The sequence below is a fragment of the Meinhardsimonia xiamenensis genome (assembly GCF_900102905.1).
Classification (GTDB): Bacteria; Pseudomonadota; Alphaproteobacteria; order Rhodobacterales; family Rhodobacteraceae; genus Meinhardsimonia; species Meinhardsimonia xiamenensis.
In genome coordinates, this window is the sequence record NZ_FNFV01000002.1 from 217353 (window position 1) to 241353 (window position 24001).

The 24001-nt window shown below is 69.0% G+C and carries 24 protein-coding genes; 7 read left to right on the forward strand and 17 right to left on the reverse strand.

The window, feature by feature from the left end:
- The first annotated feature begins 18 nt into the window (after window positions 1–18).
- The 4 genes from BLQ14_RS04945 to BLQ14_RS04960 all read left to right on the forward strand — a co-directional run bounded on the left by BLQ14_RS04945 (window position 19) and on the right by BLQ14_RS04960 (window position 4731).
- Window positions 19–996, forward strand: coding sequence for an LOG family protein (locus tag BLQ14_RS04945; RefSeq protein WP_092498856.1), 978 nt, complete (start codon window positions 19–21; stop codon window positions 994–996).
- Window positions 996–2474 (forward strand): MBL fold metallo-hydrolase, encoded by a 1479-nt coding sequence (locus BLQ14_RS04950; protein ID WP_092498858.1) that lies wholly within the window; start codon window positions 996–998, stop codon window positions 2472–2474. The genes BLQ14_RS04945 and BLQ14_RS04950 overlap by 1 nt, the downstream gene beginning before the upstream one ends.
- Before the next feature lie 69 nt (window positions 2475–2543).
- Window positions 2544–4397, forward strand: coding sequence for a PHA/PHB synthase family protein (locus tag BLQ14_RS04955; protein ID WP_092498860.1), 1854 nt, complete (start codon window positions 2544–2546; stop codon window positions 4395–4397).
- A 46-nt stretch (window positions 4398–4443) separates the two neighbouring features.
- Entirely contained in the window at window positions 4444–4731 is a 288-nt protein-coding gene (locus BLQ14_RS04960; protein WP_092498862.1) for an OSBP family protein, read from the forward strand.
- Between the two features lie 8 nt (window positions 4732–4739).
- On the opposite strand, the gene BLQ14_RS04965 is transcribed toward BLQ14_RS04960, so the two are convergent.
- The 4 genes from BLQ14_RS04965 to BLQ14_RS04980 are packed head-to-tail and all read right to left on the reverse strand — an operon-like array spanning window position 4740 to window position 8156.
- The gene (locus BLQ14_RS04965; RefSeq protein ID WP_092498864.1) at window positions 4740–5879 is read right to left on the reverse strand and encodes an ABC transporter permease; all 1140 of its coding nucleotides are present in this window, start codon (window positions 5877–5879) and stop codon (window positions 4740–4742) included.
- A 1-nt stretch (window position 5880) separates the two neighbouring features.
- On the reverse strand, window positions 5881–6816 hold the full coding sequence (locus tag BLQ14_RS04970; RefSeq protein WP_092498866.1) for an ABC transporter ATP-binding protein: 936 nt from the start codon (window positions 6814–6816) through the stop codon (window positions 5881–5883).
- Between the two features lie 7 nt (window positions 6817–6823).
- The gene (locus tag BLQ14_RS04975; RefSeq protein ID WP_092498868.1) at window positions 6824–7777 is read right to left on the reverse strand and encodes an HlyD family secretion protein; all 954 of its coding nucleotides are present in this window, start codon (window positions 7775–7777) and stop codon (window positions 6824–6826) included.
- A 49-nt stretch (window positions 7778–7826) separates the two neighbouring features.
- Window positions 7827–8156, reverse strand: coding sequence for a DUF6476 family protein (locus tag BLQ14_RS04980; RefSeq protein ID WP_092498870.1), 330 nt, complete (start codon window positions 8154–8156; stop codon window positions 7827–7829).
- On the opposite strand from BLQ14_RS04980, the gene BLQ14_RS04985 reads away from it, so the two are divergent.
- Both BLQ14_RS04985 and rpoH read left to right on the forward strand, forming a co-directional pair.
- Window positions 8155–9195: an RluA family pseudouridine synthase gene (locus BLQ14_RS04985; protein WP_092498872.1), complete on the forward strand. Its 1041-nt coding sequence runs from the start codon at window positions 8155–8157 to the stop codon at window positions 9193–9195. The two genes, BLQ14_RS04980 and BLQ14_RS04985, sit on opposite strands and share 2 nt — an antisense overlap.
- A gap of 179 nt (window positions 9196–9374) precedes the next feature.
- A complete protein-coding gene (gene rpoH, locus BLQ14_RS04990; protein WP_092498874.1) occupies window positions 9375–10271 on the forward strand; it encodes an RNA polymerase sigma factor RpoH in 897 nt (298 codons plus the stop codon).
- 74 nt (window positions 10272–10345) lie between these two features.
- On the opposite strand, the gene BLQ14_RS04995 is transcribed toward rpoH, so the two are convergent.
- On the reverse strand, window positions 10346–10951 hold the full coding sequence (locus BLQ14_RS04995; RefSeq protein ID WP_092498876.1) for a flavin reductase family protein: 606 nt from the start codon (window positions 10949–10951) through the stop codon (window positions 10346–10348).
- Window positions 10952–11047: 96 nt separating this feature from the next.
- Between BLQ14_RS04995 and BLQ14_RS05000 the strand changes: the two genes are divergently transcribed.
- Window positions 11048–11599 (forward strand): GNAT family N-acetyltransferase, encoded by a 552-nt coding sequence (locus BLQ14_RS05000; protein ID WP_092498878.1) that lies wholly within the window; start codon window positions 11048–11050, stop codon window positions 11597–11599.
- A 3-nt stretch (window positions 11600–11602) separates the two neighbouring features.
- Here BLQ14_RS05000 and ptsP read toward each other — a convergent pair whose 3' ends face one another.
- The 12 genes from ptsP to BLQ14_RS05060 form a co-directional block, all read right to left on the reverse strand.
- Window positions 11603–13849, reverse strand: coding sequence for a phosphoenolpyruvate--protein phosphotransferase (gene ptsP / locus BLQ14_RS05005; RefSeq protein ID WP_092498880.1), 2247 nt, complete (start codon window positions 13847–13849; stop codon window positions 11603–11605).
- Window positions 13850–13959: 110 nt separating this feature from the next.
- Window positions 13960–15198, reverse strand: a complete 1239-nt coding sequence (locus tag BLQ14_RS05010) for an aspartate kinase (protein ID WP_092498882.1) — start codon at window positions 15196–15198, stop codon at window positions 13960–13962.
- 130 nt (window positions 15199–15328) lie between these two features.
- Window positions 15329–16657: a class-II fumarase/aspartase family protein gene (locus BLQ14_RS05015; protein ID WP_092498884.1), complete on the reverse strand. Its 1329-nt coding sequence runs from the start codon at window positions 16655–16657 to the stop codon at window positions 15329–15331.
- An 8-nt stretch (window positions 16658–16665) separates the two neighbouring features.
- The gene (locus BLQ14_RS05020) at window positions 16666–17499 is read right to left on the reverse strand and encodes a 3-oxoadipate:acetyl-CoA acetyltransferase (protein WP_092498886.1); all 834 of its coding nucleotides are present in this window, start codon (window positions 17497–17499) and stop codon (window positions 16666–16668) included.
- A gap of 120 nt (window positions 17500–17619) precedes the next feature.
- Window positions 17620–18219 carry a protocatechuate 3,4-dioxygenase subunit alpha gene (pcaG, locus tag BLQ14_RS05025; protein WP_092498888.1) on the reverse strand — a complete coding sequence of 200 codons (600 nt, stop codon included), beginning with the start codon at window positions 18217–18219 and terminating at the stop codon, window positions 17620–17622.
- Between the two features lies 1 nt (window position 18220).
- Complete coding sequence (pcaH, locus tag BLQ14_RS05030) at window positions 18221–18970, reverse strand: protocatechuate 3,4-dioxygenase subunit beta (RefSeq protein ID WP_092498890.1); 750 nt, start codon at window positions 18968–18970, stop codon at window positions 18221–18223.
- Window positions 18967–19356, reverse strand: coding sequence for a 4-carboxymuconolactone decarboxylase (gene pcaC / locus BLQ14_RS05035; protein WP_092498892.1), 390 nt, complete (start codon window positions 19354–19356; stop codon window positions 18967–18969). The genes pcaH and pcaC overlap by 4 nt, the downstream gene beginning before the upstream one ends.
- A gap of 81 nt (window positions 19357–19437) precedes the next feature.
- Complete coding sequence (pcaD, locus tag BLQ14_RS05040) at window positions 19438–20226, reverse strand: 3-oxoadipate enol-lactonase (protein WP_092498894.1); 789 nt, start codon at window positions 20224–20226, stop codon at window positions 19438–19440.
- A gap of 14 nt (window positions 20227–20240) precedes the next feature.
- The gene (gene pobA, locus BLQ14_RS05045; protein WP_092498896.1) at window positions 20241–21410 is read right to left on the reverse strand and encodes a 4-hydroxybenzoate 3-monooxygenase; all 1170 of its coding nucleotides are present in this window, start codon (window positions 21408–21410) and stop codon (window positions 20241–20243) included.
- A gap of 79 nt (window positions 21411–21489) precedes the next feature.
- Window positions 21490–22464, reverse strand: a complete 975-nt coding sequence (locus BLQ14_RS05050) for a threonine ammonia-lyase (RefSeq protein ID WP_092499450.1) — start codon at window positions 22462–22464, stop codon at window positions 21490–21492.
- Window positions 22465–22472: 8 nt separating this feature from the next.
- A complete protein-coding gene (locus BLQ14_RS05055; RefSeq protein WP_092498898.1) occupies window positions 22473–23312 on the reverse strand; it encodes an alpha/beta fold hydrolase in 840 nt (279 codons plus the stop codon).
- Window positions 23309–23998, reverse strand: a complete 690-nt coding sequence (locus tag BLQ14_RS05060) for a haloacid dehalogenase type II (RefSeq protein ID WP_092498900.1) — start codon at window positions 23996–23998, stop codon at window positions 23309–23311. The genes BLQ14_RS05055 and BLQ14_RS05060 overlap by 4 nt, the downstream gene beginning before the upstream one ends.
- Between the last annotated feature and the right edge of the window lie 3 nt (window positions 23999–24001).

Sequence of the window (24001 nt, forward strand, 5' to 3'; positions counted from 1 at the left end):
CCGGCGCACCATCGCGCCATGACCGAAGCACCCGACCCACAGGACGACCCGCCCCCGCCCCGCCGCGAGCCGCTGCCGTGGAGCGTGCCCAAGGACGTCGCCGATGATCCGGCCGCGCTCGAGCGGGTGCGCGCGATCATGGCGCATCCGGCCTACCTTCAGGCCGACCGCGACCTCGACTTTCTAGCCTCCGATCCGGCCCGCGGCACGCGGCTGCAGCTCGACTATCTCAAGCCCGAGCTCGGCCTGCGGGAGGCCGGCATCGGCCACACCATCGTCGTCTTTGGCTCGACCCGCATCGCCGAGCCTGCTGCCGCGGCCCGGCGTCTCGCCGCGGCCGAGGCTGCGCTGGCCGCGGACCCGGACGATCCCGAGCTTGCTCTTCATGTCAGGCAGGCCCGCCGCCGGCTGGAGAACGCCCGCTATTACGATGTCGCCCGGCGTTTCGGCGCGATGTTTGCCGATCAGACGGACTGGCCGCGGCCTGAACGGGTGGCGGTGATGACCGGCGGCGGACCCGGCATCATGGAAGCGGCCAACCGCGGCGCGTTCGAGGCCGGCGCGCGGTCGGTGGGGCTCAACATCACCCTGCCGCATGAACAATATCCCAACCCATATCTCAGCGAGGGGCTGTGCTTCAGCTTCCACTACTTCGCGCTCAGAAAGCTCCACTTCATGCACCGCGCCCGTGCACTGGTGATCTTTCCCGGCGGCTATGGCACGCTTGATGAACTGTTCGAGGCGCTGACGCTGGTGCAGACGCGCAAGATCGACCCCCTGCCGATCGTGCTTGTCGGCCGGGCCTTCTGGCGCGCGGCGGTCAACTTCGACTTCCTGCTCGAGGAAGGGGTGATCGACGCCGAGGATCGCGAGCTTTTCAGCGAGGCGGAGACGGCCGAAGAAATCTATGCCGCCATCGCCGACTGGTATGAAGACGCGGGCTGCCCGCTCCTCGGCCCCTGCCGGCCGGGCGGGCCTGCCGTGGAGGGCGGCTGATGGCGGGGCAGGGCAGGGCGATAGCGCTTTCCTTTCACGGCGCGGCGCGCAACGTGACGGGCAGTTGCCACCTGCTCGAGGCGGCGGGTAGGCGGATATTGATCGATTGCGGCATGTTTCAGGGCGAGGCCGATTCCGATCGGCTGAACCGGGCGCCCTTCGGCTTTGATCCGGCAACGATCGACGCGGTGGTGCTCACCCATGCCCATCTCGACCATTGCGGGCGCCTGCCGCTTCTGGTCGCGCGCGGCTTTCAGGGCGAGGTGCTTTGCACCCGGGCGACGGCGGAGCTTGCGCAGGTGGTGCTGCTCGATGCCGCGCGCATTCAGGAAGAGGATGCCGAGCGCGAGGCCGAGCGCGCGCTTCGGGCGGGCCGCGCTCCCCGCCCGCCGCTCTACGGTCTCGACGAGGCCTGCGCAGCACTTGCCTCCTTCGGGCGGGCCTTGCGCTACGGGCGCAGCTATTCGCTGGGCGCGGGCCTGACCGTCCGTCTGATCGAGGCGGGGCACATCCTTGGTGCCGCGCAGGCGGTGTTTGATTTGCCCGCGCCCGACGGCACCGGCCGCCGCCGTCTCGTCTTCTCGGGCGACATCGGCAACTCCGGCCGGCCCGTCCTGCGCGAGCGCGCCCGCCCGCCCGAGGCCGACTGGGTGGTGATGGAAACAACCTACGGCGACCGCAACCACCGCAGCTTCGAGGAGTCGGCGCGCGAACTCATCGAGGCGATCCGCGCCACCATCGCCCGCGGCGGCAAGGTGGTGATCCCGACCTTCGCGCTCGAGCGTGCGCAGGAGCTTCTCTTCATCCTTTCGCGCGCGGTGGTGGCGGGCGACCTGCCGCGCAAGCTGCCCGTCTATCTCGACTCGCCGATGGCGATCACCGCCACCGCCGTCTTCCGCCGCCACCCCGAGGCCTTCAAGCTGCCCTTCCGCCGGGAACTGATGGCCGGTGCAGACCCCTTCCGCCTGCCGCGGCTAAAGCTGACGCGCGAGGTGGAGGCCTCGCGCCGCATCAACCGGCAGGAGGGGCCGGCGGTGATCCTTGCCGGCTCGGGCATGTGCACCGGCGGGCGCGTATTGCACCACCTGCGCCACAACCTCTGGCGCGAGGAGGCAAGCGTGATCTTCGTGGGCTTTGCCGCCAAGGGCACGCTCGCGCGGCAGATCATCGACGGGGCGCGCACGGTGCAGGTGCTGGGCGAGACCGTGGCCGTGCGCGCGCAGATTCATACCATCAACGGTTTCTCCGCCCACGCCGGGCGTGACGAGCTTCTGGCCTGGCACGCGCAGACCGGGCGGCCGGAGATAACCTTTCTCGTCCATGGCGATGCCGAGGGCGGGATGGCGGCGATGGCGCAGGCGCTGGAAAGGCGCGGCCTTGCCACCTGCCGTCCGCGGCTGGGGGAGAGGTTCGTGCTCGCCGAGACCAGCCCCTTGCAGGCCAGCGGGCGAAAGCACACATCCCCTCGCAGGCATTGATCCCGGTCAAGGCGGGCTCGGGGCCGATCGGCGAGCCTGAGCCTGCGGGACGCGTGAAGTGGTGTGACGATGGCCGAGGCAGACGTGAAGGCAGACGCCCGAGAGCTGGACACGGGACAGGGGCCGTCGGCTGCCGCGGGGCGTGCAGCGACAGCGCCCGCGCCCTGTGTCGCGCCGCCGGCGGCCCGCGACGAGGCGGAGACCTCGCCCTATGCGGTGATGGACCGGGCCTTGCGCGCCTCCCTGGCGCATCTGACCCAAGGGCTTTCGCCCTTCGCGCTTGCCGCCGCCTGGCAAGACTGGGCCACGGGGCTTGCACTCTCGCCCGGCAAGCGCGCCGAGCTTGCCGAGAAGGCGGTGCGCAAGGCGGCACGCTTCGCAGCGCATGTGGGCACGGCAACGATGACGGGTGGCAACTGCCCGCCCTGCATCGAGCCCTTGCCGCAGGACAAGCGCTTTGTAGGCGAGGATTGGCAGAAGCCTCCCTTCTCCTTCATCTGGCAGGGCTTCCTTCTCGCCCAGCAGTGGTGGCACAACGCCACCACCGGCGTGCCGGGGATGACCGAGCAGCACGAACGCATGGTCGAATTCGGCGCGCGCCAGTGGCTCGATACCGTCTCGCCCTCGAACTTTCCCTGGACGAACCCCGAGGTGATCCGCAAGACCACCGCCGAGGGGGGCATGAACCTTTTCCGCGGCTGGGCCAATTTCCTCGAGGACTGGCAGCGCGCCGTGGCCGGCCGCCCGCCGGTGGGGGCGGAAGCCTACCGCCCCGGCAAGAACGTGGCGGTGACGCCGGGCAAGGTGATCTACCGCAATCGACTGATCGAGCTCATCCAGTATGCGCCGGCGACCGAGACGGTCTGGCGCGAGCCGGTGCTGATCGTGCCGGCGTGGATCATGAAATACTACATCCTCGATCTCTCGCCGCACAACTCGCTGGTGCGCTGGCTGGTCGAGCGTGGGCACACCGTCTTCATCATCTCCTGGAAGAACCCCACCAGCGAAGACCGTGACCTCGGCCTTGACGACTACCGCCGGCTCGGGGTGATGGAGGCGCTTGACGCAATCGGCCAGGTGGTGCCCGACACGCCCGTGCATGGCGTCGGCTACTGCCTTGGCGGCACGCTTCTGGCGATTGCGGCGGCGGCGATGGCGCGGGATGGCGACGAGCGCTTCGCCTCGCTCACCTTCTTCGCCGCGCAGGTCGATTTCACCGAGGCCGGCGAGATCATGCTGTTCATCGACGACAAGCAGGTCGCCTTCCTCGAAGACATGATGTGGGCGCAGGGCTATCTCGACACCAAGCAGATGGCCGGGGCCTTCCGCATGCTCCGCTCCAACGACCTGATCTGGTCGCGCATGGTGCATGACTACCTGATGGGCGAGCGCCAGCCGATGACCGACCTGATGGCCTGGAACGCCGACGGCACGCGCCTGCCCTACAGGATGCACTCGGAATATCTGCGCCAGCTCTTCCTCAAGAACGATCTGGCCGAGGGGCGCTACCGCGTCGAGGGTCGGCCGATCGCGCTTTCCGACATCCGCGCGCCGATCTTCGCGGTGGGCACCGAGCGCGACCATGTCGCGCCGTGGCGCTCGGTCTACAAGTTCAACCTGCTGACCGACACCGAGGTGACCTTCCTGCTGACAAGCGGCGGGCACAATGCCGGCATCGTTTCCGAACCGGGTCATCCCCGGCGCCATTACCGGGTAAGCAAGCGCGCGGCGGATGCGCCCTATGTCGACCCTGATCGCTGGTGCGAAGAGACACCGGTGAACGAGGGCAGCTGGTGGCCGGCGTGGGAGGAATGGCTTGCGAACCGCTCCACGGGTCGGGCAAGGCCGCCGCGGATGGGGTTGCCGGGCACGGATGCGGCGGCGCTCGAGGATGCGCCGGGAAGTTACGTGCACCAGCCTTGAACGCGAGCCACGCGCAGGGACGGGACAGGCAAGGAAAGGACGCAAGATGGGCACCACCTACATCGACGATCTCAAGGCCAAGCTGCATGACATCGACATGCGCCTGCGCGACCAGCGGCGCGCGATCGAGAACGGCCCCGTTGAAGAGCGCGCGGCGGCGTTGGCCGAGCTGGAGCGGCTGGAGCTCAAGCGGGAAGAGATTTCGCGGCGGCTTCTCAAGGCCGAGGCGGAAGGTGCCGACAAGTGGTCGGAGCTGCACAAGGGCTTCCGGGAGGAAATTGACGGGCTCACCGATACCATCGAGCGCTGGATCCTGCGGCTCGGGCAGGTCTGAGCGGCCCGTCAGTCGAGCGTGCGCCGGAAGCGGATGAGCGCGAGCGCGGCGAAGAGCACGGCAAACCCGATGAGGGCGGCGATCTGGGACGAGACGGTGTGAAGATCGGCGCCCTTCAGCATCACGCCCCGCACGAGGCGCAGAAAATGCGTCAGCGGCAGCGCCTCGCCGATCGCCTGCGCCCATCCCGGCATGCCGCGGAAGGGAAAGGCGAAGCCCGAGAGCAGGATCGAGGGCAGGAAGAAGAAGAAGGAAAGCTGCATCGCCTGCATCTGCGTGCGCGCAAGCGTGGAGAAGGTGTAGCCCAGAAAGATCAGCGCCAGCACGAAGATCAGGATGCCGGCGAGAAGCAGGCGCATGTCGCCCGCCATCGGCACGCCGAAGAGCACGCGGGCGGCCACAAGCACCACAACGACCTGCCCCGCACCCACCACGAGAAAGGGCAGAACCTTGCCGAGCATGATCTCGAGCGGGGTGGCGGGCAGGGCGAGCAGGTTTTCCATCGTGCCCCGCTCCACCTCGCGGGTGAGCGCCATCGCCGTCATCATCACCATGGTCATCTGCAGGATCACCCCCAGAAGTCCGGGGACGATGTTGAACTGGGTGACGCCCTCGGGGTTGTAGCGCCGGTGCACCACCGCCTCGAGCGCCGCACCCCCGCCCGCAACCGCGCCTGCGCCGGCCGTGGCGGCAAGCTCGCGGCGCAGCGCATTGGCCGAGACGGTGGAAAGGGTGGAAATCGCGCCGGAGGCAACCGAAGGGTCGGTGGCGTCCGCCTCGATCAGGATCTGCGGCCTCTCTTCGGTCATCACCCGGCGCGCGAAGTCCGAAGGGATGGTGACGACGAAGGAAACCGTGCCGTTGTCGATCAGGAGATCGGCCTTCTCGGCGGAAATGAGAATGTGGGTAAAACGGTAATAGCCGGTGTTCTCGAGCGCGGTGACGATGGCGCGGGTGAACTGGTCCTCGCTCGTGGTCACCAGCGCGGCGGGCAGCTTCTTGGGGTCATTGTTGATGGCAAAGCCGAAGAGCACGAGCTGAATGAGCGGCACCCCCAGCATCATGGCAAAGGTGACGCGGTCGCGCCGCATCTGAACGAATTCCTTGACGAGCATCGCCCAGAGCCGGTGCCACGCGAGCCAGCGCATCTCAGGCCGCCTCCCGGTCCCTGGAATTCTCCTCGCCCATGAGATGGATGAAGACATCCTCAAGCGTCGTCTCCGCCGGCCGTGCGCTGAGCCCCAGTTCAGCCGCGACCCGACGTACCGAGCGCGCCAGCGCCTCGCCGTCGCGGCCGACGACATGCAGGGTGAGGCCGAAGGGGGTTGCCTGCTCCACCCCCGGCGCGCCGTGAAGCCGTTCGATGGCGGCGTCGATCGCGGCCGGTGCGCCCTCGACGATCCATGAGGCAAGCCCCGAGCGCGCGATGATCTCGGCGACGGTGCCCGTCGCCAGAAGCCGGCCGCGCGAGATGTAGTTGATGCGGTGGCAGCGCTCGGCCTCGTCCATGTAATGGGTGGAGACGAGCACCGTGATGCCGCGCGCCGCGAGCCGGTGGATCTCGTCCCAAAACTCGCGCCGCGCCTTGGGGTCCACCCCGGCGGTCGGCTCATCGAGCAGGAGGAGCTTCGGCTCATGCATCACGCAGGCGGCAAGCGCCAGCCGCTGCTTCCAGCCGCCCGAGAGCGTGCCGGCAAGATCACGCCGCCGATGGCTCAGCCCGAGCTCCTCGAGCGTGCGCTGCACATGCGCACGCATTGGGCGCAGGCGGTAGAGGCGGGCGACGAAGGCAAGGTTCTCCTCGATGGTGAGATCCTCGTAGAAGGAAAAGCGCTGCGTCATGTAACCCACCTCGCGCTTGATCTCCCGCGCCTGCCGGATCACGTCGCGCCCCAGCACCGTGCCGCGCCCCTCGTCGGGCGTCAGAAGCCCGCACATCATGCGGATGGTGGTGGTCTTGCCCGAGCCGTTCGGGCCCAGAAACCCGGCGATCTCGCCCTTCTCCACGGTGAGCGAGACATGATCGACCACGGTGCGCTGCCCGTAGCGCTTGGTCAGCCCCTCGACCGCGATCACCGGATCCATGCGCCGATCACTCCTCGCCGGCCAGCCGGATGTCGAGAATCTGCCCCGGCTTCGGCGCGGGCTGGCCCGGCTCTGGGCGCGCCTCGACGCGATAGACGAGCTTCTGGCGCGACTCGACGGAGTAGATGACCGGCGGCGTGAATTCGGGCGTGTCGGAGATGTAGCTGACCCGCGCCAGCAGCGGCTCGGCGCAGCCATCGCAGAAACCCTTCACGCGCGTGCCCTCGTCGAGGAGCGCAAGCGCGGCCTCTGGCACATAGAAGCGCAGCTTCACCCCGCCCTGTGGCAGGATCGTGAGAACCGGCGCCTGCGGCCCCGCAAGCGCGCCGGGAAAGCGCAGGATGTCGGTTACCCGCCCGGTGACGCTCGCCGTCAGCTCGCGCTGCGACAGCCGCCAGACCGCGCGCTCGAGTGCGGCGCGCGCCTGTTCCACCGCCGCCTCGGCGGCCTTGATCCGGTCGGGCCGCGCCGGCAGCCGCATCACCCTCAGCGTCGCCTCGATCTCGGCCACCCGCGCCTCGGCGATCCTCAGCCGCGTCTCGGCCGCGTCGAACTGCGCCTGCGGGAGCACGCCGCGCGCGAGAAGGTCGCGGTCCCGCTCCACCTCGCGCCGCGCCTCCTCGGCCTGCGCCTTCGCCGAGGCAAGCTCGGCCTCGACCCGCGCGATCTCCTCGGGCCGGCTGCCGCGCCTCAGATCGGCAAGCTCGCTTTCGGCGCGCGCCAGCGCCGCCCGCGCCTCGGCCACGGCGATTTCGGCATCGCGCGTCTCCATGCGCGCAAGGACGTCGCCCGGCGCCACCCGGTCGCCGCGGGTGACGAGCAGCGTGTCGATGCGCGCCGTCTCTATGGGTGCGACATGCACATACTCGCCCTCTGCGTAGCCCACCGCGAGGGGCGGCGGGGGCTGGCAGATCTCGAAGAAGGCCGCGAGCAGGGGGACGGAGCAAACGAATTCGAACATGACCGCAAGGAAGCAGGAAAGCGGCGCGGCGGAAAGGGCATTTGCCCCTTCAGTCGCCGATTTCCACCGCGATCTCGCGCTTGAGCCTCCCCGTCTCGCGCTCGAAGATCAGGATGCGCCCGTCGCGCGTGACCACCGCATACCACCCCGGCGCCTCGGTGAAGGCGTAGGGCGCGGCGCCTTCAGGCAGGCGGATGCGCTCGGGCAGCGGCGGGCCGGCGGGAGCGGGCGCGGGCAAGCGGATGACAAGCACCGCGATCAGCACTAGGAATCCGGCGATCATGGTCACGCTCAGCACCGTGACCAGAGCCTTGAGAAACCGCAGATGTCGGACGGCCTCGCCGCCGCCCTCTGCTGCGCCTGCCGGAGTATCGTCCATGTCCCAGCCCTCCCGCCTTGAGGTCGAGATCGGTGCCGATCCGCCCCGCCGGCTTGATAAGGCATTGGCCCGCGAGGTGCCAGAGAGCGCGGGGCTCTCGCGCACCCGCCTCGCCCGGCTCATCGCCGAGGGGCGCGTGCGCCGCGCGGGCGTGCCGGTGACCGAGCCCAAGGCGCCGGTGAGCGCCGGCGAGGTCTACGAAATCGAGCTGCCCGAACCCGCGCCCACGGACATGCAGGCCGAGCCGATCCCGCTTTCAATCGTCTACGAGGACGAGGAGGTGATCGTCATCGACAAGCCCGCCGGGATGGTCGTCCACCCCGCGCCGGGCGCGCCGTCGGGCACGCTGGTGAACGCGCTTCTCGCGCATTGCGGCGGGCAACTGCCGGCCGTGGGCGGCAGCGCCCGGCCCGGCATCGTGCATCGCATCGACAAGGAGACATCGGGCCTTCTCGTCGTGGCCAGGACCGACCGTGCCCAGCAGGCACTCGCTGCCCAATTCGCCGCCCATACCGTGCATCGCCGCTACGTCGCCTTTTGCCACGGCGTGCCGGAGGCCTCCGACCCCCGCTTGCGCGGACTGCCGGGGGTTTCCTTCGAGCCCGGCGGCGTGCTCAGGATCGACCTGCCGCTCGGCCGTCACCCCGTCGACCGCCAGCGCCAGGCCGTTCAGCGCCGCGGCGGGCGCCACGCCGTCACCCGGGCCGAACTTCGCGCCCGGTTCGGATCGCCGCCGGCTGCGGCGCGGCTCGACTGCCGGCTCGAGACGGGACGCACCCACCAGATTCGCGCCCATCTCGCCCATGTCGGCCACCCCCTCATCGGCGACCGCCGCTACGGCGGGCGGCGGCGGGCCCCCGCCAGCGCCCTGGGTGAGGAGGTTGCTGCCTTCGTCGATGCCTTCCCGCGTCAGGCTCTGCATGCCGCCGAGCTCGGCTTCGTCCATCCCGCCAGCGGCGCGCGGCTGCTCTTTACCGCCCCTCTGCCCAACGACCTTTCGGCGCTTGAAGCGATGCTCTCTTGTGCCGGGCGCACATGACCTCTGCGCGGATGCGGCACAAGAACCGCTTTCGCCCGGCCCTCCGCCGGTGCAGAATGGGCGCCGAACGGCCAAACCCTTGAAGCGCGAGGCGCGGTGACCCATGTTCTCATGTAAAACCCCATCACATGGGAAGGACTGAAGCGCCTCCGGCAAACAGGAGGCAACGAGGGAGTTTCATGTCGAATTTCGCCAATCTGCCGGCCCCGTCTCCCGAACAGGGGCTCAACCGGTACTTGCAGGAAATCCGCAAGTTTCCGATGCTGGAGCCGGAAGAGGAATACATGCTTGCCAAGCGCTGGGTCGAGCACAAGGATACCGAGGCCGCCCACAAGCTGGTGACAAGCCATCTGCGGCTCGCTGCCAAGATCGCCATGGGCTATCGCGGCTACGGGCTGCCGCAGGCGGAGGTGATCTCGGAGGCGAATGTGGGCCTCATGCAGGCGGTCAAGCGCTTTGACCCGGACAAGGGCTTTCGGCTTGCCACCTACGCGATGTGGTGGATCCGTGCCGCCATTCAGGAATACATCCTGCGCTCCTGGAGCCTTGTGAAGCTCGGCACCACCGCGGCACAGAAGAAGCTGTTCTTCAACCTGCGCAAGGCGAAGGCGCGCATCGGCGCGCTCGACGAGGGTGATCTGCACCCTGACAAGGTCAAGAAGATTGCCACCGATCTCGGCGTGACCGAGGAGGAGGTGATCTCGATGAACCGGCGCCTGTCCGGCTCCGACGCCTCGCTCAACGCCGTCATCGGTTCGGATTCGGACAGCACCACCGAATGGATGGACTGGCTCGAGGACGAGGACGCCGATCAGGCCGAGGCCTTCGCCGAGCGCGAAGAGCTCGAGGCACGCATGGCGCTGCTTGAGCAGGCGATGGATGTGCTCAATGAGCGCGAGCGCGACATCCTCACCCAGCGCCGCCTGGTCGACGAACCGGTGACCCTGGAAGAGCTGTCGCAGAAATATGGCGTCAGCCGCGAGCGCATCCGCCAGATCGAGGTGCGCGCCTTCGAGAAGCTGCAGAAGCGCATGAAGGAGCTCGCCCGCGAAAAGGGCATGCTGACGCCCGCGTGAGCGCGCCCATGCCCCTCTCACCCTGGGTGCAAATACCCCGGCCCCCTCGGCCGGGGTTTTCGTTTCGCCCGAGGTCAGTCGTCGGGCCGGGCCAGGCGGAAGACCTCGGTCACCCGCGTGTAGTCGCGATAGCCAAGCCGGGCGAGCGGCTGGAACAGCGTGACGTCGACCATGCCGTTCACCAGCACATCGTCACGGATGTGCACGCCCACCACCTTGCCGAACACGACCGTGTTGGCCTTGCCCGGCAGCTTCACCGTCTGCGTGAGGCGGCACTCGAGCGCCGCGGGCGCGCCGGCGACTCGCGGGCAGTCGATCACCACGCAGTCGGCGCGCTCCAGGCCGGCCGCCTGAAATTCGTCCACCCCGGCGGGCAACGTCGCCGAGGTCGCGTTCATCGCGTCGCGCATGGCGTATTCCACCACATTGACGCAGAACACCCCGGTCTCGAGGATGTTCGCCACGCTGTCCTTCATGCCGGGCCGGTCGGGCTTGCCGGACGTGCAGGCAAACATCACCTGCGGCGGCTCGTAGGCGACGGCGTTGAAGAATGAGTAGGGGGCGAGATTGGCCTGCCCCTCGGCGTCGCGGGATGAGATCCAGCCGATCGGTCGGGGCACGACAAGCGCGTTGAAGGGGTTGTGCGGCAGTCCGTGACCATCCTCGGGGCGGTAGAACATGCAGGCTCCTTTCCTTGCGTTGCCCATGGGTTAGCCGCGTGCTAGGCGGCGTTCCAGTGAAAACTGGGGCCGGGAGCCGGTGGCGGAGGTGAGGCGGTGGACCAGCTGTCGGTTGAAGGCGAGGCGGACTGGTGGGAAGTCGAGGCGCTCTTCGATCTGTGCTTTGCGCCGGGGCGCGAGGCGCTTTCCTCCTACCGGCTGCGCGAGGGCGTCGAGCCGGTCACGCCGCTGTGCCTGATCCTGCGCGATCAGGCGGGCGCGCTCGCTGCCGCCATCCGCTACTGGCCGGTCGTGATCGGCGATCCGGCGCATGAAGCGCTGCTCCTCGGTCCCGTGGCCACCCACCCGATCCGGCAGGGCGAAGGGCTTGCGGCATGGCTCATCCGCGAAAGCCTCGCGCGGGCGGCCGGGTACGGCTGGCGCCGGGTGATGCTGGTGGGGGATGAACCCTATTACGGCCGTTTCGGCTTTCGGCGGCTCGAGGGTGTGGAGATGCCACCACCCACGAACCCCGACCGTGTCCTGGGGCTCACGCTGGGCTCCGGCGATGCCTGGATGGGCGTTTGTGGCAAGGTCCGACCCTGGCCCGCGGGACGCGCCCGCCCCGGCGCGCCGCTGCCACCGCCGCAAGGCGGGAGCAGAACCTGAGCCTCAGCCGCGGGCGCGCGCCAGCACCTCCATTACCGCCCGCCGCACGGACTGCTCGCCATTGGCACGTGCGGCATCGATGGCGGCGCGCAGCTCGCGCAGGTCCACCTGCCGCAACAGATGCTTGACCGGCCCGATCGAGGCCGGGCGCATCGACAGGGTGCGGATGCCCATGGCCGCGAAACAGGCCGCCTCGACCGGCCGGCCGGCATCCTCGCCGCAGAAGCTGAGCGGCGTGCCCGTTTCCTCGCAGCGCTTCACGATCATCTCGACGAGGCTCAGGAAGCTGATGTTGAGCGTGTCGTAGCGGCGGCGGACGAGCTCGTTTTCGCGGTCGGCGGCGAAGAAGAACTGCTTCAGATCATTGCCGCCGATGGAGATGAAGTCGGCCATCTCGAAGAAGTGCCGCGGCGCGAAGGCAAGGCTGGGCGTCTCCAGCATCGCCCCGATCTCGAGCTTCTCGGGAAGCGGATGGCCAAGCGCCCGCTCGCGCTCGATCTCGCGCAGCACGATGTCGCGGGCGGCGACGAATTCGTCCATCTGCGCCACGAAGGGGAACATCACCGAAAGAGGCCGCCCCCACGCGGCGCGGATCAGGGCCTGCACCTGCATGCGCATCACGCCGGGCTTGTCGAGCCCGACCCGGATCGCGCGCCAGCCGAGCGCGGGGTTCGGCTCCTCCACCTGGCGCATGTAGGGCAACACCTTGTCCGAGCCGATGTCGAGGGTGCGGAACACCACCCGCCGGCCGTCGGCGGCATCGAGCACGCGGCGGTAGATCTGCACCAGTTCCGACCGGCGCGGCATCTTCGCGCGCACGAGAAACTGCAATTCGGTGCGGAACAGCCCCACGCCTTCTGCCCCAGAGCTCTTCAGCGAGGGCAGATCGGCCATGAGACCGGCGTTCATGTCGAGGCGCAGACGCACGCCGTCGCGGGTGACGGCGGGCTGGTCGCGCAGGCCGGCGTAACGTTTCTGGGCTTCCGCCGCCATCGCCATCTTGTCGCGGAAGGCCTGAACCACCGCTTCCTCGGGGCGCAGATGCACCACGCCCTCGTCACCATCGACGAGAATATGGTCGCCGTTGAGCGCCTCGGTGGTGATGTTCTCGGCGTGGATGACGAGCGGAATGGCAAGCGCGCGGGCCACGATCGCGGCATGGCTGCCGACGGAACCCTGCTCGAGCACGATGCCGCGCAGGCTGCGGCCGTAGTCGAGCAGTTCTCCCGGCCCGATGTTGCGGGCGACGAGAATCGGGTCGGCGGGCATCTGGGCGCCGGTCTCGCGGCCCTGGCCGGTGAGGATGCGCAGAAGCCGGTTGGAGAGATCGTCGAGGTCATGCAGCCGCTCGCGCAGGTAAGGGTCGGGCACCTGCGCCAGCCGGGCGCGGGCGGCGGACTGCTCCTTTTCCACCGCCGCCTCGGCCGACAGGCCACGGCGGATGTCATCCTCGATGCGCCGCCGCCAGCTGCGCGAATTGGCGAACAGCCGGTAGGCCTCGAGCACCTCGCGCTGCTCCTTGTCGGTGGCGTCGACGGCCTCGAGCATCTGGTCCACCGTCACCCGCAGCGTCTCGAGCGCTTCGTTGAGGCGGGCAAGCTCGGCTTCGGGGTCGTCGGCCACCGGGTTGGTGACGACCACCCGCGGTTCATGCAGCCACACGTGGCCCTCGGCGTTGCCCTCCTGCGCCACCGAGCCGCGGATCATGACCGGGTGCTTGTGCGGGGCGGACAGGCCGGCGTCATCGCCGACGAAGGCGCCAAGCTCGGCCATCTCGGCGAGCACCATCGCCACCACCTCGAGCGCATAGACCTCGTCATCGGAGTAGCGGCGCGCCTCGCGCGACTGGACAACGAGCACGCCAAGCGTCTCGCCGAGCCGCTGGATCGGCACCCCGAGGAAGGAGGAATAGCGCTCCTCCCCCGTCTCCGGCATGTAGCGGAAGCCGGGGGCGGAGGGGGCATCCTCGGTGTTGATGGGCTTTCCGGTCTTCGCCACGCGGCCGACAAGGCCTTCGCCGATTCTCAGGCGTGTCTTGTGCACGGCCTGACGCTCGAGCCCCTGGGTGGCGCAGAGCTCCAGCGTGTCACGGTCGCGGAAGAGGTAGATGGAGCACACCTCGGTGCCCATCGATTCGGCGATCAGCTCGGTGATGCGGTCAAGACGTGCCTGACCGGCCTCGGCGCTGGCCAGCGTGTCGCGCAAGCGTCTGAGGAGCTTGCGGCTGTCGGATTCTCCAACGTGGTCCATGGCGGCCCGGTGTTCTCCCGGCGTCCCCTCATCTCGGTCGGTCGCCGGCATTCTTGCACGGCTCGCGCGAAGGTGGAAACCATCTGCAGGGCAGCGGGCGGGCCTCTGCCTCAGGCGGCCTTTTCAAGCTCGAACTCGTCATGCAGCGCCTGCACGGCGAGTTCCATGTACTTGCGGTCGATAAGCACCGAGATCTTGATCTCGGAGGTGGTGATGACCTGGATGTTGATGCCCTCGCGCGCCAGCGCTTGGAACATGCGCGCCGCAACGCCCGTGTGGCTGCGCATGCCGATGCCAACCACCGAGACCTTGGCCACATGGGTGTCGGCCACCAGTTCCTCGAAATCGATCGAGCCGATCTCGCGGGCCTTCTCGAGCGCGGCCTGGGCGCGCTTCACCTCGCGGGTGGGGCAGGAGAAGGTCATGTCGGTGCGCCCGCCCTCGGAGATGTTCTGCACGATCATGTCGACATTGACGCCGGCCTCGGCGAGCGGGCCGAAGATCGCCGCGGCGATGCCGGGGCGGTCGGCCACCGAGGTCAGTGTCATCTTGGCCTCGTCGCGGCTGAAGGCGACGCCCGATACGACCTTGCTTTCCACGATTTCCTCCTCGTCGCAGACGATGGTTCCCGCGCTTTCGTCGTTGTCGCCGAAGCTCGAGAGCACGCGCAGGCGCACCTTGTAGCGCATGGCAAGCTCCACCGAGCGGGTCTGCAGCACCTTCGCGCCCAGCGAGGCGAGCTCGAGCATCTCCTCGAAGGCGATCTTGTCGAGCTTGCGCGCGCGGTCGCAGATGCGCGGGTCGGTGGTGTAGACGCCGTCGACATCGGTGTAGATGTCGCAGCGCTCCGCTCCGAAGGCGGCGGCGAAGGCCACGGCGGTGGTGTCGGAGCCGCCGCGGCCGAGCGTGGTGATGCGGTTCTCGGCGCTCACGCCCTGGAAACCCGCCACCACCGCCACCTTCATGCCCTCGGCGAACTTGGCCATGATGTTGTCGGTGGGGATCTCCTCGATGCGCGCGGCGCCATGGGCCGAGGTGGTGCGCACCGGCACCTGCCAGCCCTGCCAGCTGCGCGCGGGGATGTCCATTTCCTGCAGGGTGAGCGCCATCAGCCCGGCGGTGACATTCTCGCCCGAGGAGACGACGGCATCATATTCACGCGCGTCGTAGAGGGGGGCGATGTCGTCAACGAGCTCGATGAGGCGGTTGGTCTCGCCTGCCATGGCCGAGACGATGACGATGACGTCATAGCCCTTGGCAACCTCCAGCCCCACGCGCTTGGCGGCGCGGCGGATGCGGTCGGGCGTGGCGACGGAGGTGCCGCCGAATTTCATCACCAGAATGGGCATGGGCCGAGGCGTCGTCCGGTTGAAGGCGAATGCGCCTGCTTCATAGGCGGGCGTTGCGCAAAGGGCAAGCGGGGGCGCGCGGCGATGCCGCGCGTGCCTCCGGCGGGGGTATTTGCACCAGGATGATGGATCAGAGCCGGCGCACCGCTTCGGCAAAGGCGCGCGCATCCTGAGGGGCGGTGCCGAGATTGGCGCGCGGATCGAAGGCTGCGGAGAGGTCGATCTGCGGCCACTCCGCGCGCGCCAGCCTGCGCAGGGGCGTGCCGGTTTCGCGGACGCGCGCGCACAGGCGCTTGACGGCGGCCTGGGCCTCGGGGCGCGGCATGTGCGCGGCGAGCGCGAAGCTGAGCGCCTCGGCGTGGATGAGGCCGGCGCCGTCGTCGAGGTGGCGGGCCATGGCCTCTGCGTCGGGCGAGAGGGTGGTGGCGAGTTCCTCGGCGACGGCGAGCGCGCGGGCAAGGCCCAGGCAGTGCTGGGGCAGGGCGAGCCATTCGCAGAACCAGGCCGAGCCGTCGCGTGCCTGGGCGTGGAGCGCGGCGCCCTGCAGCGTCGCGTCAAGCGCGGTGGCGTGGCGGGCCAGGGCCACGAGGAGCGAGGGCAGCACCGGGTTCTGCTTCTGCGGCATGGTCGAGGAGCCGCCGGCGCTCGCGAGCCGGATCTCGCCCACCCCGTGCTGGGTGGCGAGAAGGAGATCCTCCCCCATCTTGCCGAGCGCGCCCATGGTGGCGGTGATCCAGGCCGAGAGGCGGGCGATGCGGTCGCGTTCGGCGTGCCAGGGCGCGCCGGGGTCGCCGAGGCCGAGGGCTCGGGCGAGGCGGGCGCGGACCTCCGGGCCCTTCGGCCCCATGGCCGAGAGCGTGCCGGCCGCGCCGGCGAGGCTGACGACGAGCACATCGGCGCGCAGTGCGGACAGGAGCGCGTGCTGGCGCAGAAGCGGCCGGCCCCATTGCGCCACTGTCGCTCCGAAGCTCGTTGGCGTTGCCGCCTGGCCGTAGGTGCGCGCGGCCATGGGCAGCTCGGCATGGGTCCCGGCAAGCCGGCCCAGCGCCTTGAGGCAGGCGGCAAGGCGGGCTTCCATCAGTGACAGGAACTGGCGCAGGCGCAGCATCAGCGCGGTGTCGATGATGTCCTGCGAGGTGGCGCCCCAGTGGACGTATTGCGCGTGTTCGGGGGCTGCCATCGCCTCGCGGAAGGCGGCGACAAGCGCGGGCACCACCACCGCGCTGCGGGCGGTCTCGGGCGCGAGCGCGGCGGGGTCGATCTCCACCTCGAGGCTGGCGCGGTGGATGGTCTCGGCGCTCGTCTCGGGGATCAGCCCGAGTTCGCCCTGTACCTTGGCGAGCGCTCCTTCCACGACCAGCATGGCGCGGATCTCGGCGCTGTCGGTGAAGAGGCGCGCCGCCTCCGCGTCGGTGACGAGCCCGCGAAAGATGGCGCTGTCATAGAGGATGCCGGCCATCGCGGGGCTCAGGGGGCGGGGCGCAGATGCAGGATGGCGCGCGCCTCGGCGGGGGTGGCGACGGGGCGTTCGTGCTTTTCGCACAGCTCCACGACCCGGCGCACCAGCGCCGCGTTGGAGGGTGCGAGCGTGTTGCGGTCGAGGCGGATGTTGTCCTCAAGGCCGGTGCGGCAATGCCCGCCGGTGGTCACGCACCATTCGTTGACGACGATCTGGCCCGCGCCGATGCCGGCGGCGCACCATTCGGCGTCGGGCGCGAGGCGGGCGACGGTGCGGCGGTAGAAGTCGAACACCTCCCGGTCAACCGGCATGGCGTTCTTCACCCCCATCACGAACTGGATGTAGAGCGGCTTCTTCAGCTTGCCTTCCTCGCTCATCTTCACCGCCTGGAAGATGTGCGACAGATCGAAGGCCTCGATCTCGGGCTTGACGTCGAATTTGAGCATCTCGGCGGCGAGCCAGTCGACGAGATCGGGCGGGTTCTCGTAGACGCGGGTGGGGAAGTTGTTCGACCCCACCGCGAGGGAGGCCATGTCGGGACGCAGCGAGAGCATGGCGCCGCGCTCCTTGCCCGCGCCCGAGCGCCCGCCGGTGGAGAACTGGATGATCATGCCCGGGCAGTGTTTCTCGATGCCCTCCTTGAGGCGGGCGAAGCGCTCAGGGTCGGAAGTAGGGGTGCCGTCATCCTTCCGCACATGGGCGTGAACGATCGCGGCACCGGCCTCGAACGCCTCATGGGTGGATTCGATCTGCTCCTCCACGGTGATCGGCACCGCGGGGTTGTCGGATTTCTGCGGCACCGAGCCGGTGATGGCCACGCAGATGATGCAGGGTTTGGTCATGGAGCCTCCTTTGCGCGCGCCAAGGCTATGTGCCCGCGGCGGGCGATGCAATTCCTCGCGCGCCACTGTCCGGGCGCAGAATGGCCCGGAGCGGATAGGCGCTCCGGGCCGGGACGGATCCTACATGTCGAAGAAGACGGTCTCGTTCTCGCCCTGCAGGCGGATGTCGAAGCGATACTGGCCGTCCCCGATGCGCTTGGCGATGAGCGTGTCCACGCGGTGGCGCTGCTCGATGCGCGCGAGCACCGGGTCTTCGGAGTTGTCCTCGTCTTCGAAGTAGATGCGTGTCTGCAGCCCGATGTTGATGCCGCGGGCGACGATCCAGAGCGCGATGTGCGGCGCCTGCAACCCGCCCCAGCCCGAGGGCACGCGGCCGGGCTTGATCGTCTTCAGCATGAACTCGCCGGTCTCCTTGTCGGCGGCGAAGCGGCAGAAGCCGTTGACCTTGGGGTCGGCGCCGGGCTGGCCCGGGTAGATGCCGGCGGCATCGGCCTGCCAGCTTTCGATGAGCGCGTCGCGCAGGGCCCAGCCGGTGCCGTCGAGAATCTGCCCGGTAATGGTGATGGGCGTGCCGCGCGCACCCTCCTCGATGGCGCGCTTGCCGAGGTCTTCGGGGTAGACGCCCTCGATGCCGGCAAAGCTCGGGATGCAGCCGATGTGAACGTAGGGGCCGGCCGTCTGCGAGGGCGTTTCGCGCAAGGTGTCGAGTTTCTGGACCATGTCAAAGACCCTCCGGGCGGTTCTCGAACATCGTCTGGCGGCGGCCGCGCAGCACGATGTCGAACTTGTAGGCGAGGAAATCCATCGGCCGGGCCGCGGACATGTCGAGGGCGGCGACGAGGCGGTCGAGCTGGCCGCGGTCCTTGATGGTGTGGGCGATGGGGCAGCGATCGATCAGCGGGTCACCCTCGAAATACATCTGGCTGATGAGCCGCTGGCCGAAGGCGTGCCCGAAGATCGAGTAGTGGATGTGGCTGGGCCGCCACTCGTTGCCCCGGTTGGGCCAGGGGTAGGCGCCGGGCTTGATGGTCAGGAACTGGTAGTAGCCGTTCTCGTCGGTAAGCGTGCGCCCGCAGCCGCCGAAATTGGGGTCGAGGGGCGCGAAGTACGTGTCCTTCACATGGCGGTAGCGTCCGCCGGCATTGGCCTGCCAGATCTCGACGAGCGTATTGGGCACGGGGCGGCCGTTTTCGTCGAGCACTCGGCCGTGCACGAGGATGCGCTCGCCCACGGCCGCCGCCTTGCCGCCGGTGTAGTTGAGGATCAGGTTGTTGTCCAAGGGGCCGATCAGGTCATGGCCGAAGAGCGGGCCCGTCTCCTCGGTGGTGGTGGAGTCCACCGAGATCAGCGGCCAGCGCGGCGAGCGCGTGACGGTGGTCTTGTAGTCCGGGTCGTAGGCCGGCGGATGCGCCGTGCGGTCCCGGGGGATGAGCGGCAAGGTGCTCGCGCGGTTGGGGTGCGATGCGGTCATGAGGCCTGGTCCTCCTCCTCCATCTGGGCATAGGTCTCGCGGGCGATTCGGATGGCGGTGTTGGCGCGCGGCACGCCGGCGTAGATGGCGACATGCAGAAGCGCCTCCATCACGTCCTCGCGGCTCGCGCCGGTGCGGGCGGTGGCGCGGATGTGCATGGGCAGCTCTTCGGTGTTTCCGAGCGCGGCCAGAAGCGCAATGGTCAGCATCGAGCGCTCGCGCCGCGAGATCGTCCCGCGGCTCCAGACATGGCCCCAGGCCGCTTCGGTGATGAGCTCCTGGAAGGGGGCGTCGAACGGCGTCTTGCGTGCCTCTGCCGCATCGACATGGGCGTCGCCCAGCACCTCGCGGCGGGTCTTCATGCCCTGCGCGTGACGGTCGGTCATAGGCGGTGTTCTCCTCCGTCAGCCCCCTGCCCGGAGCGGGCGGCGATATGGGTATTTGCACCAGGGTGATGGAACATGGGCTCACACATGGCCGTGTTCGGCGAGAAACGCGGTCAGCAGGCGCGCATACTCGCGCGGCTTCTCCACGCAGGGCAGGTGGCCGGCGCCCCGGATGATCTCGAAATGGGAGTGCGGGATGAGGGCGGCGGTCTCGCGCACCAGATCAGGGGGCGTGGAGCCGTCCTCGCTGCCGGCGATGGCGAGGGTCGGGAGCGTCAGCCCCGAGGTGCTGGTGAGAAAGTCGGTGCCGGCAATCGCCGCCGAGCAGCCGATGTAGCCCTCGGCGGGCTGGCGGATGAGCATGTTGCGCCAGGCCTCGAGTTCCACCGTCTCGCGGAAGGCGCGGGAGAACCAGCGCTCCATGATCGCGTCGGCAAGCGCCTCGATGCCGCCGCCTCTCACGGCATCGATGCGCTCCTGCCACATCTCGCGGGTGCCGATCTTGGCGGCGGTGTTGGAAAGCACCATGGCGCGCAGGAGATCGGGGCGCTTCACCGCCAGCCCCTGGGCGATCATCCCGCCGATCGAGAGGCCCACGAAGACGGCGTCGCGCAGGCCGAGATGGTCCATCAGCCGCTCCGCGTCGCCGATGAGCGCGCCCATCGAGTAGGGCGCTGGCGGGCAGGAGGACAGCCCGTGGCCGCGCTTGTCGTAGCGGATGATCCTCAGCCCGCCGGGCAGATAGGGCAGGATCTTGTCCCACAGGCGCAGGTCGGTGCCGAGCGAATTGGCAAACACCACTGCGGGGGCATCGCGCGGGCCCTCGTCGCGGTAGTGGAGCCGGACATCTCCGAGATCGGCGATCAGCATGGGCGTCTCTCCGGTCAGTAGGGCAGGCCGACGTAGTTTTCGGCCATTACCGTTTGCGCGGCGCGGGAGCTTTCGAGCACCTCGAGTTCGGCCTCCTGCATGCGCTGCTCGAAGGGGCTCTGATCGGGGAAGCGGTGCATGAGCATGGTGAAGGACCACGAAAAGCGCATCGCCTTCCATACCCGGGCAAGCGCCCGCTCGGAGTAACGCTCGAGCCCCTCGTCGTCGCCCTCGAGGTAGTGGTCGGCGAGGGCGTGATAGGCGTAATGGACATCGCTTGCGGCGAGGTTCAGCCCCTTGGCGCCGGTGGGCGGCACGATGTGGGCCGCGTCGCCGCAGAGCATCAGCCGCCCCCAGCGCATCGGCTCGGCGACATAGCTGCGCAGGGGCGCGATGGATTTCTCGATCGAGGGGCCGGTGACGAGGCGTTCGGCCGCGTCGGTGGGGATGCGGCGCTTGAGCTCTTCCCAGAAGGCCTCGTCGGGCCAGTCCTCGAGCTTGGTGTCGAGCGGAACCTGGATGTAGTAGCGGCTGAGGTTGCGGTTGCGCATCGAGCAGAGCGCGAAGCCGCGCGGGTGGTTGGCGTAGATCAGCTCGTCGTGAACGGGCGGGGTGCGCGAGAGCACGCCGAGCCAGCCGAAGGGATAGACCTTTTCGTATTCGCGCAGCGTGTCGGCCGGGATCGAGCGGCGCGAGACGCCGTGAAAGCCGTCGCAGCCGACGACGTAGTCGGCGTCGATGCGCTGTTCGCTGCCGTCCTTCACGAAGGTGACGAAGGGCGCGTCGGTGTCGAGGTCGTGCAGCGTGACGCCCTCGGCCTCGCAGATCACCTTGCCGCCAATGGCATCGCGGGCTGCGTAAAGGTCGTGCGTCACCTCGGTCTGGCCGTAGACCATGACCTTCTTGCCCACGAGCTTCTGAAAGTCGATGCGGAAGGCGCGGTTCTGCAGCGCGAGGTTCACGCCTAAGTGGGGGAGACCCTCGCGATCCATCCGCTCGCCCACACCGGCCTCGCGCAGAAGCTCGACCGTGCCCCATTCGAGCACGCCGGCGCGGATGCGCGAGAGCACATGCTCGCGGCTGTGGCGCTCAAGCACGACGGTATCGATGCCCTTGCGGTGCAGAAGCTGGCTCAGCAAAAGCCCCGAGGGGCCGCCTCCGATGATGCAAACCTGTGTGCGCATGATCCCTCCTCTTGAAAGGAAGATTTCGCCAAAATGATTTGCATTGTCAATCAAATTTCCTGACCCCGTCCGGGGGCCGTCAGACGCGGGAGCCGTGGCGCTCGAGGGCGCGGATGAAGAGGGCCGCATCGACATTTCCGCCGGAGACGACCGCGATCACGGTCTCGCCGCTTGCTGCCTCGGGTCGGAACAGCGCCGCGGCAAGCGCGACCGCCCCGCCGGGCTCGGCCACGATCTTCAGCCGCGCGAAGGCCGCCGCCATGGCGCGCAGCGCGTCCTCGTCCGTCACGGCAAGGCCGGGGCCGGCGAGGCGCTTGAGAATCGGGAATGTGAGCCGCCCCGGCGCCGGGGTGACGATGGCGTCGCAAAGCGAGACGGGCGCGCCGGGTGGTACGGGTTCGATGCGGCCGGCCTCGAGCGAGCGGCGGGTGTCGTCCCAGCCCGCGGGCTCGACGGGGCGCACGCGCATCGCCGGCGCCCGCGCCTCGAGCGCAAGGGCAATGCCGGCCGAAAGCCCGCCGCCGCCGCAGGGCACCAGCACCTCGGCCTCGCTCACCCCGCATTCGGCCGCCTGTTCGGCGATCTCCAGCCCCACGGTGCCCTGCCCCGCGATCACCTGCGGCTCGTCGTAGGGGCGGATCAGCGTGAGCCCGCGCTCGGCGGCAAGGCGCTCGCCGATCGCTTCGCGGTCCTCGCCGCCGGGGCGGTCGTATTCCACCACCTCGGCGCCGAGCGCGCGGGTGTTGGCCAGCTTGATGGCCGGGGCGTCGTTGGGCATCACGATCACCGCCGGGATGCCGTGCATCCGCGCGGCCAATGCCACGCCCTGGGCGTGGTTGCCGGAGGAATAGGCGAGCACGCCCTTGGCCCGCATCTCGGCCGGCAGCGCCGAGATGGCCGCATGGGCGCCGCGGAACTTGAAGGAGCCGGTGTGCTGGAGACATTCGGGCTTCACCAGCACCCGCCGGCCGGCGATCTCGTCGAGGAAGGGGGAGGAAAGAAGCGGCGTGCGCCGCGCCTTTCCCTTCAGCCGCGCGGCGGCGTCCTCGATCATGTCGATGTTCACGGCATGAGCTCCAGCCAGCGGCGTATGGCGTCAAGCGATTCGGGCTCGTCGAGAAACGGCACATGGCCGCGCCCCGGCACTTCGGCGCGGATCATGTCGGGGCGGCGGCGGGCCATCTCCTCGGCCGTCGCGCGGCTGAGAAGATCGGAGTTTGCGCCGCGGATGAGGGCAACCGGCAGTCCGGCAAGCGCATCGAACAGCGGCCAGAGATCGGGGGCGGGCTGGTGGCCGGCGGCGACGAGCGCCTCGCGCAGGCGCGGATCATAGGTCAGGCCGAGGCCGTCTGCGGTCTCGGTGGTGTGGCGTTCCACCTCCTCGGCCCAGCGGGAGGGCGGCACGCCCTCGAAGCCCGGCATGAGGCGGGGCAAGGCGGCGGCCATCTCGGCGCGGCTGCGGAAGGCGGGCTTGAGCCCCACATAACCCATGATGCGCTGGAGCCCCTCGGCGGCGATTTCGGGGCCGATGTCGTTGAGGCAGACGCCGAGAAGCCGCTCCTTCTCCGTGGCGGCAAGCATCATGGCGATGAGCCCGCCGCGCGAGGTGCCGAGGATGGCGGCGCGCTCTAGCCCGAGATGATCCATCAGCGCGATCACGTCGCCCGCCTCCACGGGGATGGCGTAGCTTGCCGGATCGGGCGCCCACTCCGAGCGGCCGCGACCGCGATAGTCGGGGCGGATGAGGCGGATGCCTTCGGGCAGGTGTAGGGCGAGATAGTCGAAGTCGCGGGAGTCGCGGGTGAGGCCTGCAAGCGCGATCAGGGGCAGTCCCGCGCCCTCGTCGCGATAGGCGAGGCTGAGGCCGTCGGGGCTGCGGAAATGGCGGTAGTCGTCGCTCAAAGTGTCTCCGCGAGCTTTGGGATGGTGGTCAGATCGCTCAGCACATGCGCCGGTTGCCAGGGCAGCCGGTCCATCGGCTCGCCGGCGCGGTTGACCCAGGCGGAGACGAAGCCGAAGCCCGCGCCGTGGCAGGCATCCCAGCAGTTGGAAGAGACAAAGAGCACCTCCGCCGGCGCGGTGCCGAAGCGCTCGCCGACCATGGCATAGACCGAGGGGTGCGGCTTGAAGACGCCCACGCTCTCCACCGACAGCACGTCGTCGAGAAAGGCGCCGATGCCCGCGCTCTCCACCGCGGCCGCGAGCATCTTCGGCTCGCCGTTGGAGAGGATCGCGGTAACAAAGCCCCGTTCCTTGAGGGTGGCCAGCATCTTCGGCACTTCGGGGTAGGCGGAGAGCTCGAAATAGAGCTGCAGGAGCCGTTCGCGCAGCTCCGCATCACCGGCAAGCCCGTTGGCCTCGAGCGCCCAGTCGAGCCCGTCCTGCGTGACGGTCCAGAAATCGGTGTGCGCCCCGGCCACCGCCCTCAGCCAGGTGTATTGCAGCTGCTTGAGCCGCCAGTCGCTGGCCAGTTTCTGCCAGCACGCGGCGAGTGCCTCGCGCCCCGGCTCGCCCGCCGCCTCGCGCGCGGCCGCGGAGACGTCGAAGAGGGTGCCGTAGGCATCGAAGACGCAGGCACGAACGGGCATCCT

What these genes read in the sequence shown, in the direction of transcription:
- BLQ14_RS04950 (WP_092498858.1), top strand. Translation starts at nt 996, where the DNA reads ATGGCGGGGCAGGGCAGGGCGATAGCGCTTTCCTTTCACGGCGCGGCG.
- BLQ14_RS04945 (WP_092498856.1), top strand. Translation starts at nt 19, where the DNA reads ATGACCGAAGCACCCGACCCACAGGACGACCCGCCCCCGCCCCGCCGC.
- ptsP (WP_092498880.1), bottom strand. Translation starts at nt 13,849, where the DNA reads ATGGACCACGTTGGAGAATCCGACAGCCGCAAGCTCCTCAGACGCTTG.
- BLQ14_RS05060 (WP_092498900.1), bottom strand. Translation starts at nt 23,998, where the DNA reads ATGCCCGTTCGTGCCTGCGTCTTCGATGCCTACGGCACCCTCTTCGAC.
- BLQ14_RS04995 (WP_092498876.1), bottom strand. Translation starts at nt 10,951, where the DNA reads ATGTTCTACCGCCCCGAGGATGGTCACGGACTGCCGCACAACCCCTTC.
- pobA (WP_092498896.1), bottom strand. Translation starts at nt 21,410, where the DNA reads ATGCGCACACAGGTTTGCATCATCGGAGGCGGCCCCTCGGGGCTTTTG.
- pcaC (WP_092498892.1), bottom strand. Translation starts at nt 19,356, where the DNA reads ATGACCGACCGTCACGCGCAGGGCATGAAGACCCGCCGCGAGGTGCTG.
- pcaH (WP_092498890.1), bottom strand. Translation starts at nt 18,970, where the DNA reads ATGACCGCATCGCACCCCAACCGCGCGAGCACCTTGCCGCTCATCCCC.
- pcaD (WP_092498894.1), bottom strand. Translation starts at nt 20,226, where the DNA reads ATGCTGATCGCCGATCTCGGAGATGTCCGGCTCCACTACCGCGACGAG.
- BLQ14_RS04970 (WP_092498866.1), bottom strand. Translation starts at nt 6,816, where the DNA reads ATGGATCCGGTGATCGCGGTCGAGGGGCTGACCAAGCGCTACGGGCAG.
- BLQ14_RS05015 (WP_092498884.1), bottom strand. Translation starts at nt 16,657, where the DNA reads ATGGCCGGCATCCTCTATGACAGCGCCATCTTTCGCGGGCTCGTCACC.
- BLQ14_RS04965 (WP_092498864.1), bottom strand. Translation starts at nt 5,879, where the DNA reads ATGCGCTGGCTCGCGTGGCACCGGCTCTGGGCGATGCTCGTCAAGGAA.
- pcaG (WP_092498888.1), bottom strand. Translation starts at nt 18,219, where the DNA reads ATGGTCCAGAAACTCGACACCTTGCGCGAAACGCCCTCGCAGACGGCC.
- BLQ14_RS04975 (WP_092498868.1), bottom strand. Translation starts at nt 7,777, where the DNA reads ATGTTCGAATTCGTTTGCTCCGTCCCCCTGCTCGCGGCCTTCTTCGAG.
- BLQ14_RS05050 (WP_092499450.1), bottom strand. Translation starts at nt 22,464, where the DNA reads ATGATCGAGGACGCCGCCGCGCGGCTGAAGGGAAAGGCGCGGCGCACG.
- BLQ14_RS05020 (WP_092498886.1), bottom strand. Translation starts at nt 17,499, where the DNA reads ATGACCAAACCCTGCATCATCTGCGTGGCCATCACCGGCTCGGTGCCG.
- BLQ14_RS04980 (WP_092498870.1), bottom strand. Translation starts at nt 8,156, where the DNA reads ATGGACGATACTCCGGCAGGCGCAGCAGAGGGCGGCGGCGAGGCCGTC.
- BLQ14_RS04960 (WP_092498862.1), top strand. Translation starts at nt 4,444, where the DNA reads ATGGGCACCACCTACATCGACGATCTCAAGGCCAAGCTGCATGACATC.
- BLQ14_RS04955 (WP_092498860.1), top strand. Translation starts at nt 2,544, where the DNA reads ATGGCCGAGGCAGACGTGAAGGCAGACGCCCGAGAGCTGGACACGGGA.
- rpoH (WP_092498874.1), top strand. Translation starts at nt 9,375, where the DNA reads ATGTCGAATTTCGCCAATCTGCCGGCCCCGTCTCCCGAACAGGGGCTC.
- BLQ14_RS05010 (WP_092498882.1), bottom strand. Translation starts at nt 15,198, where the DNA reads ATGCCCATTCTGGTGATGAAATTCGGCGGCACCTCCGTCGCCACGCCC.
- BLQ14_RS04985 (WP_092498872.1), top strand. Translation starts at nt 8,155, where the DNA reads ATGTCCCAGCCCTCCCGCCTTGAGGTCGAGATCGGTGCCGATCCGCCC.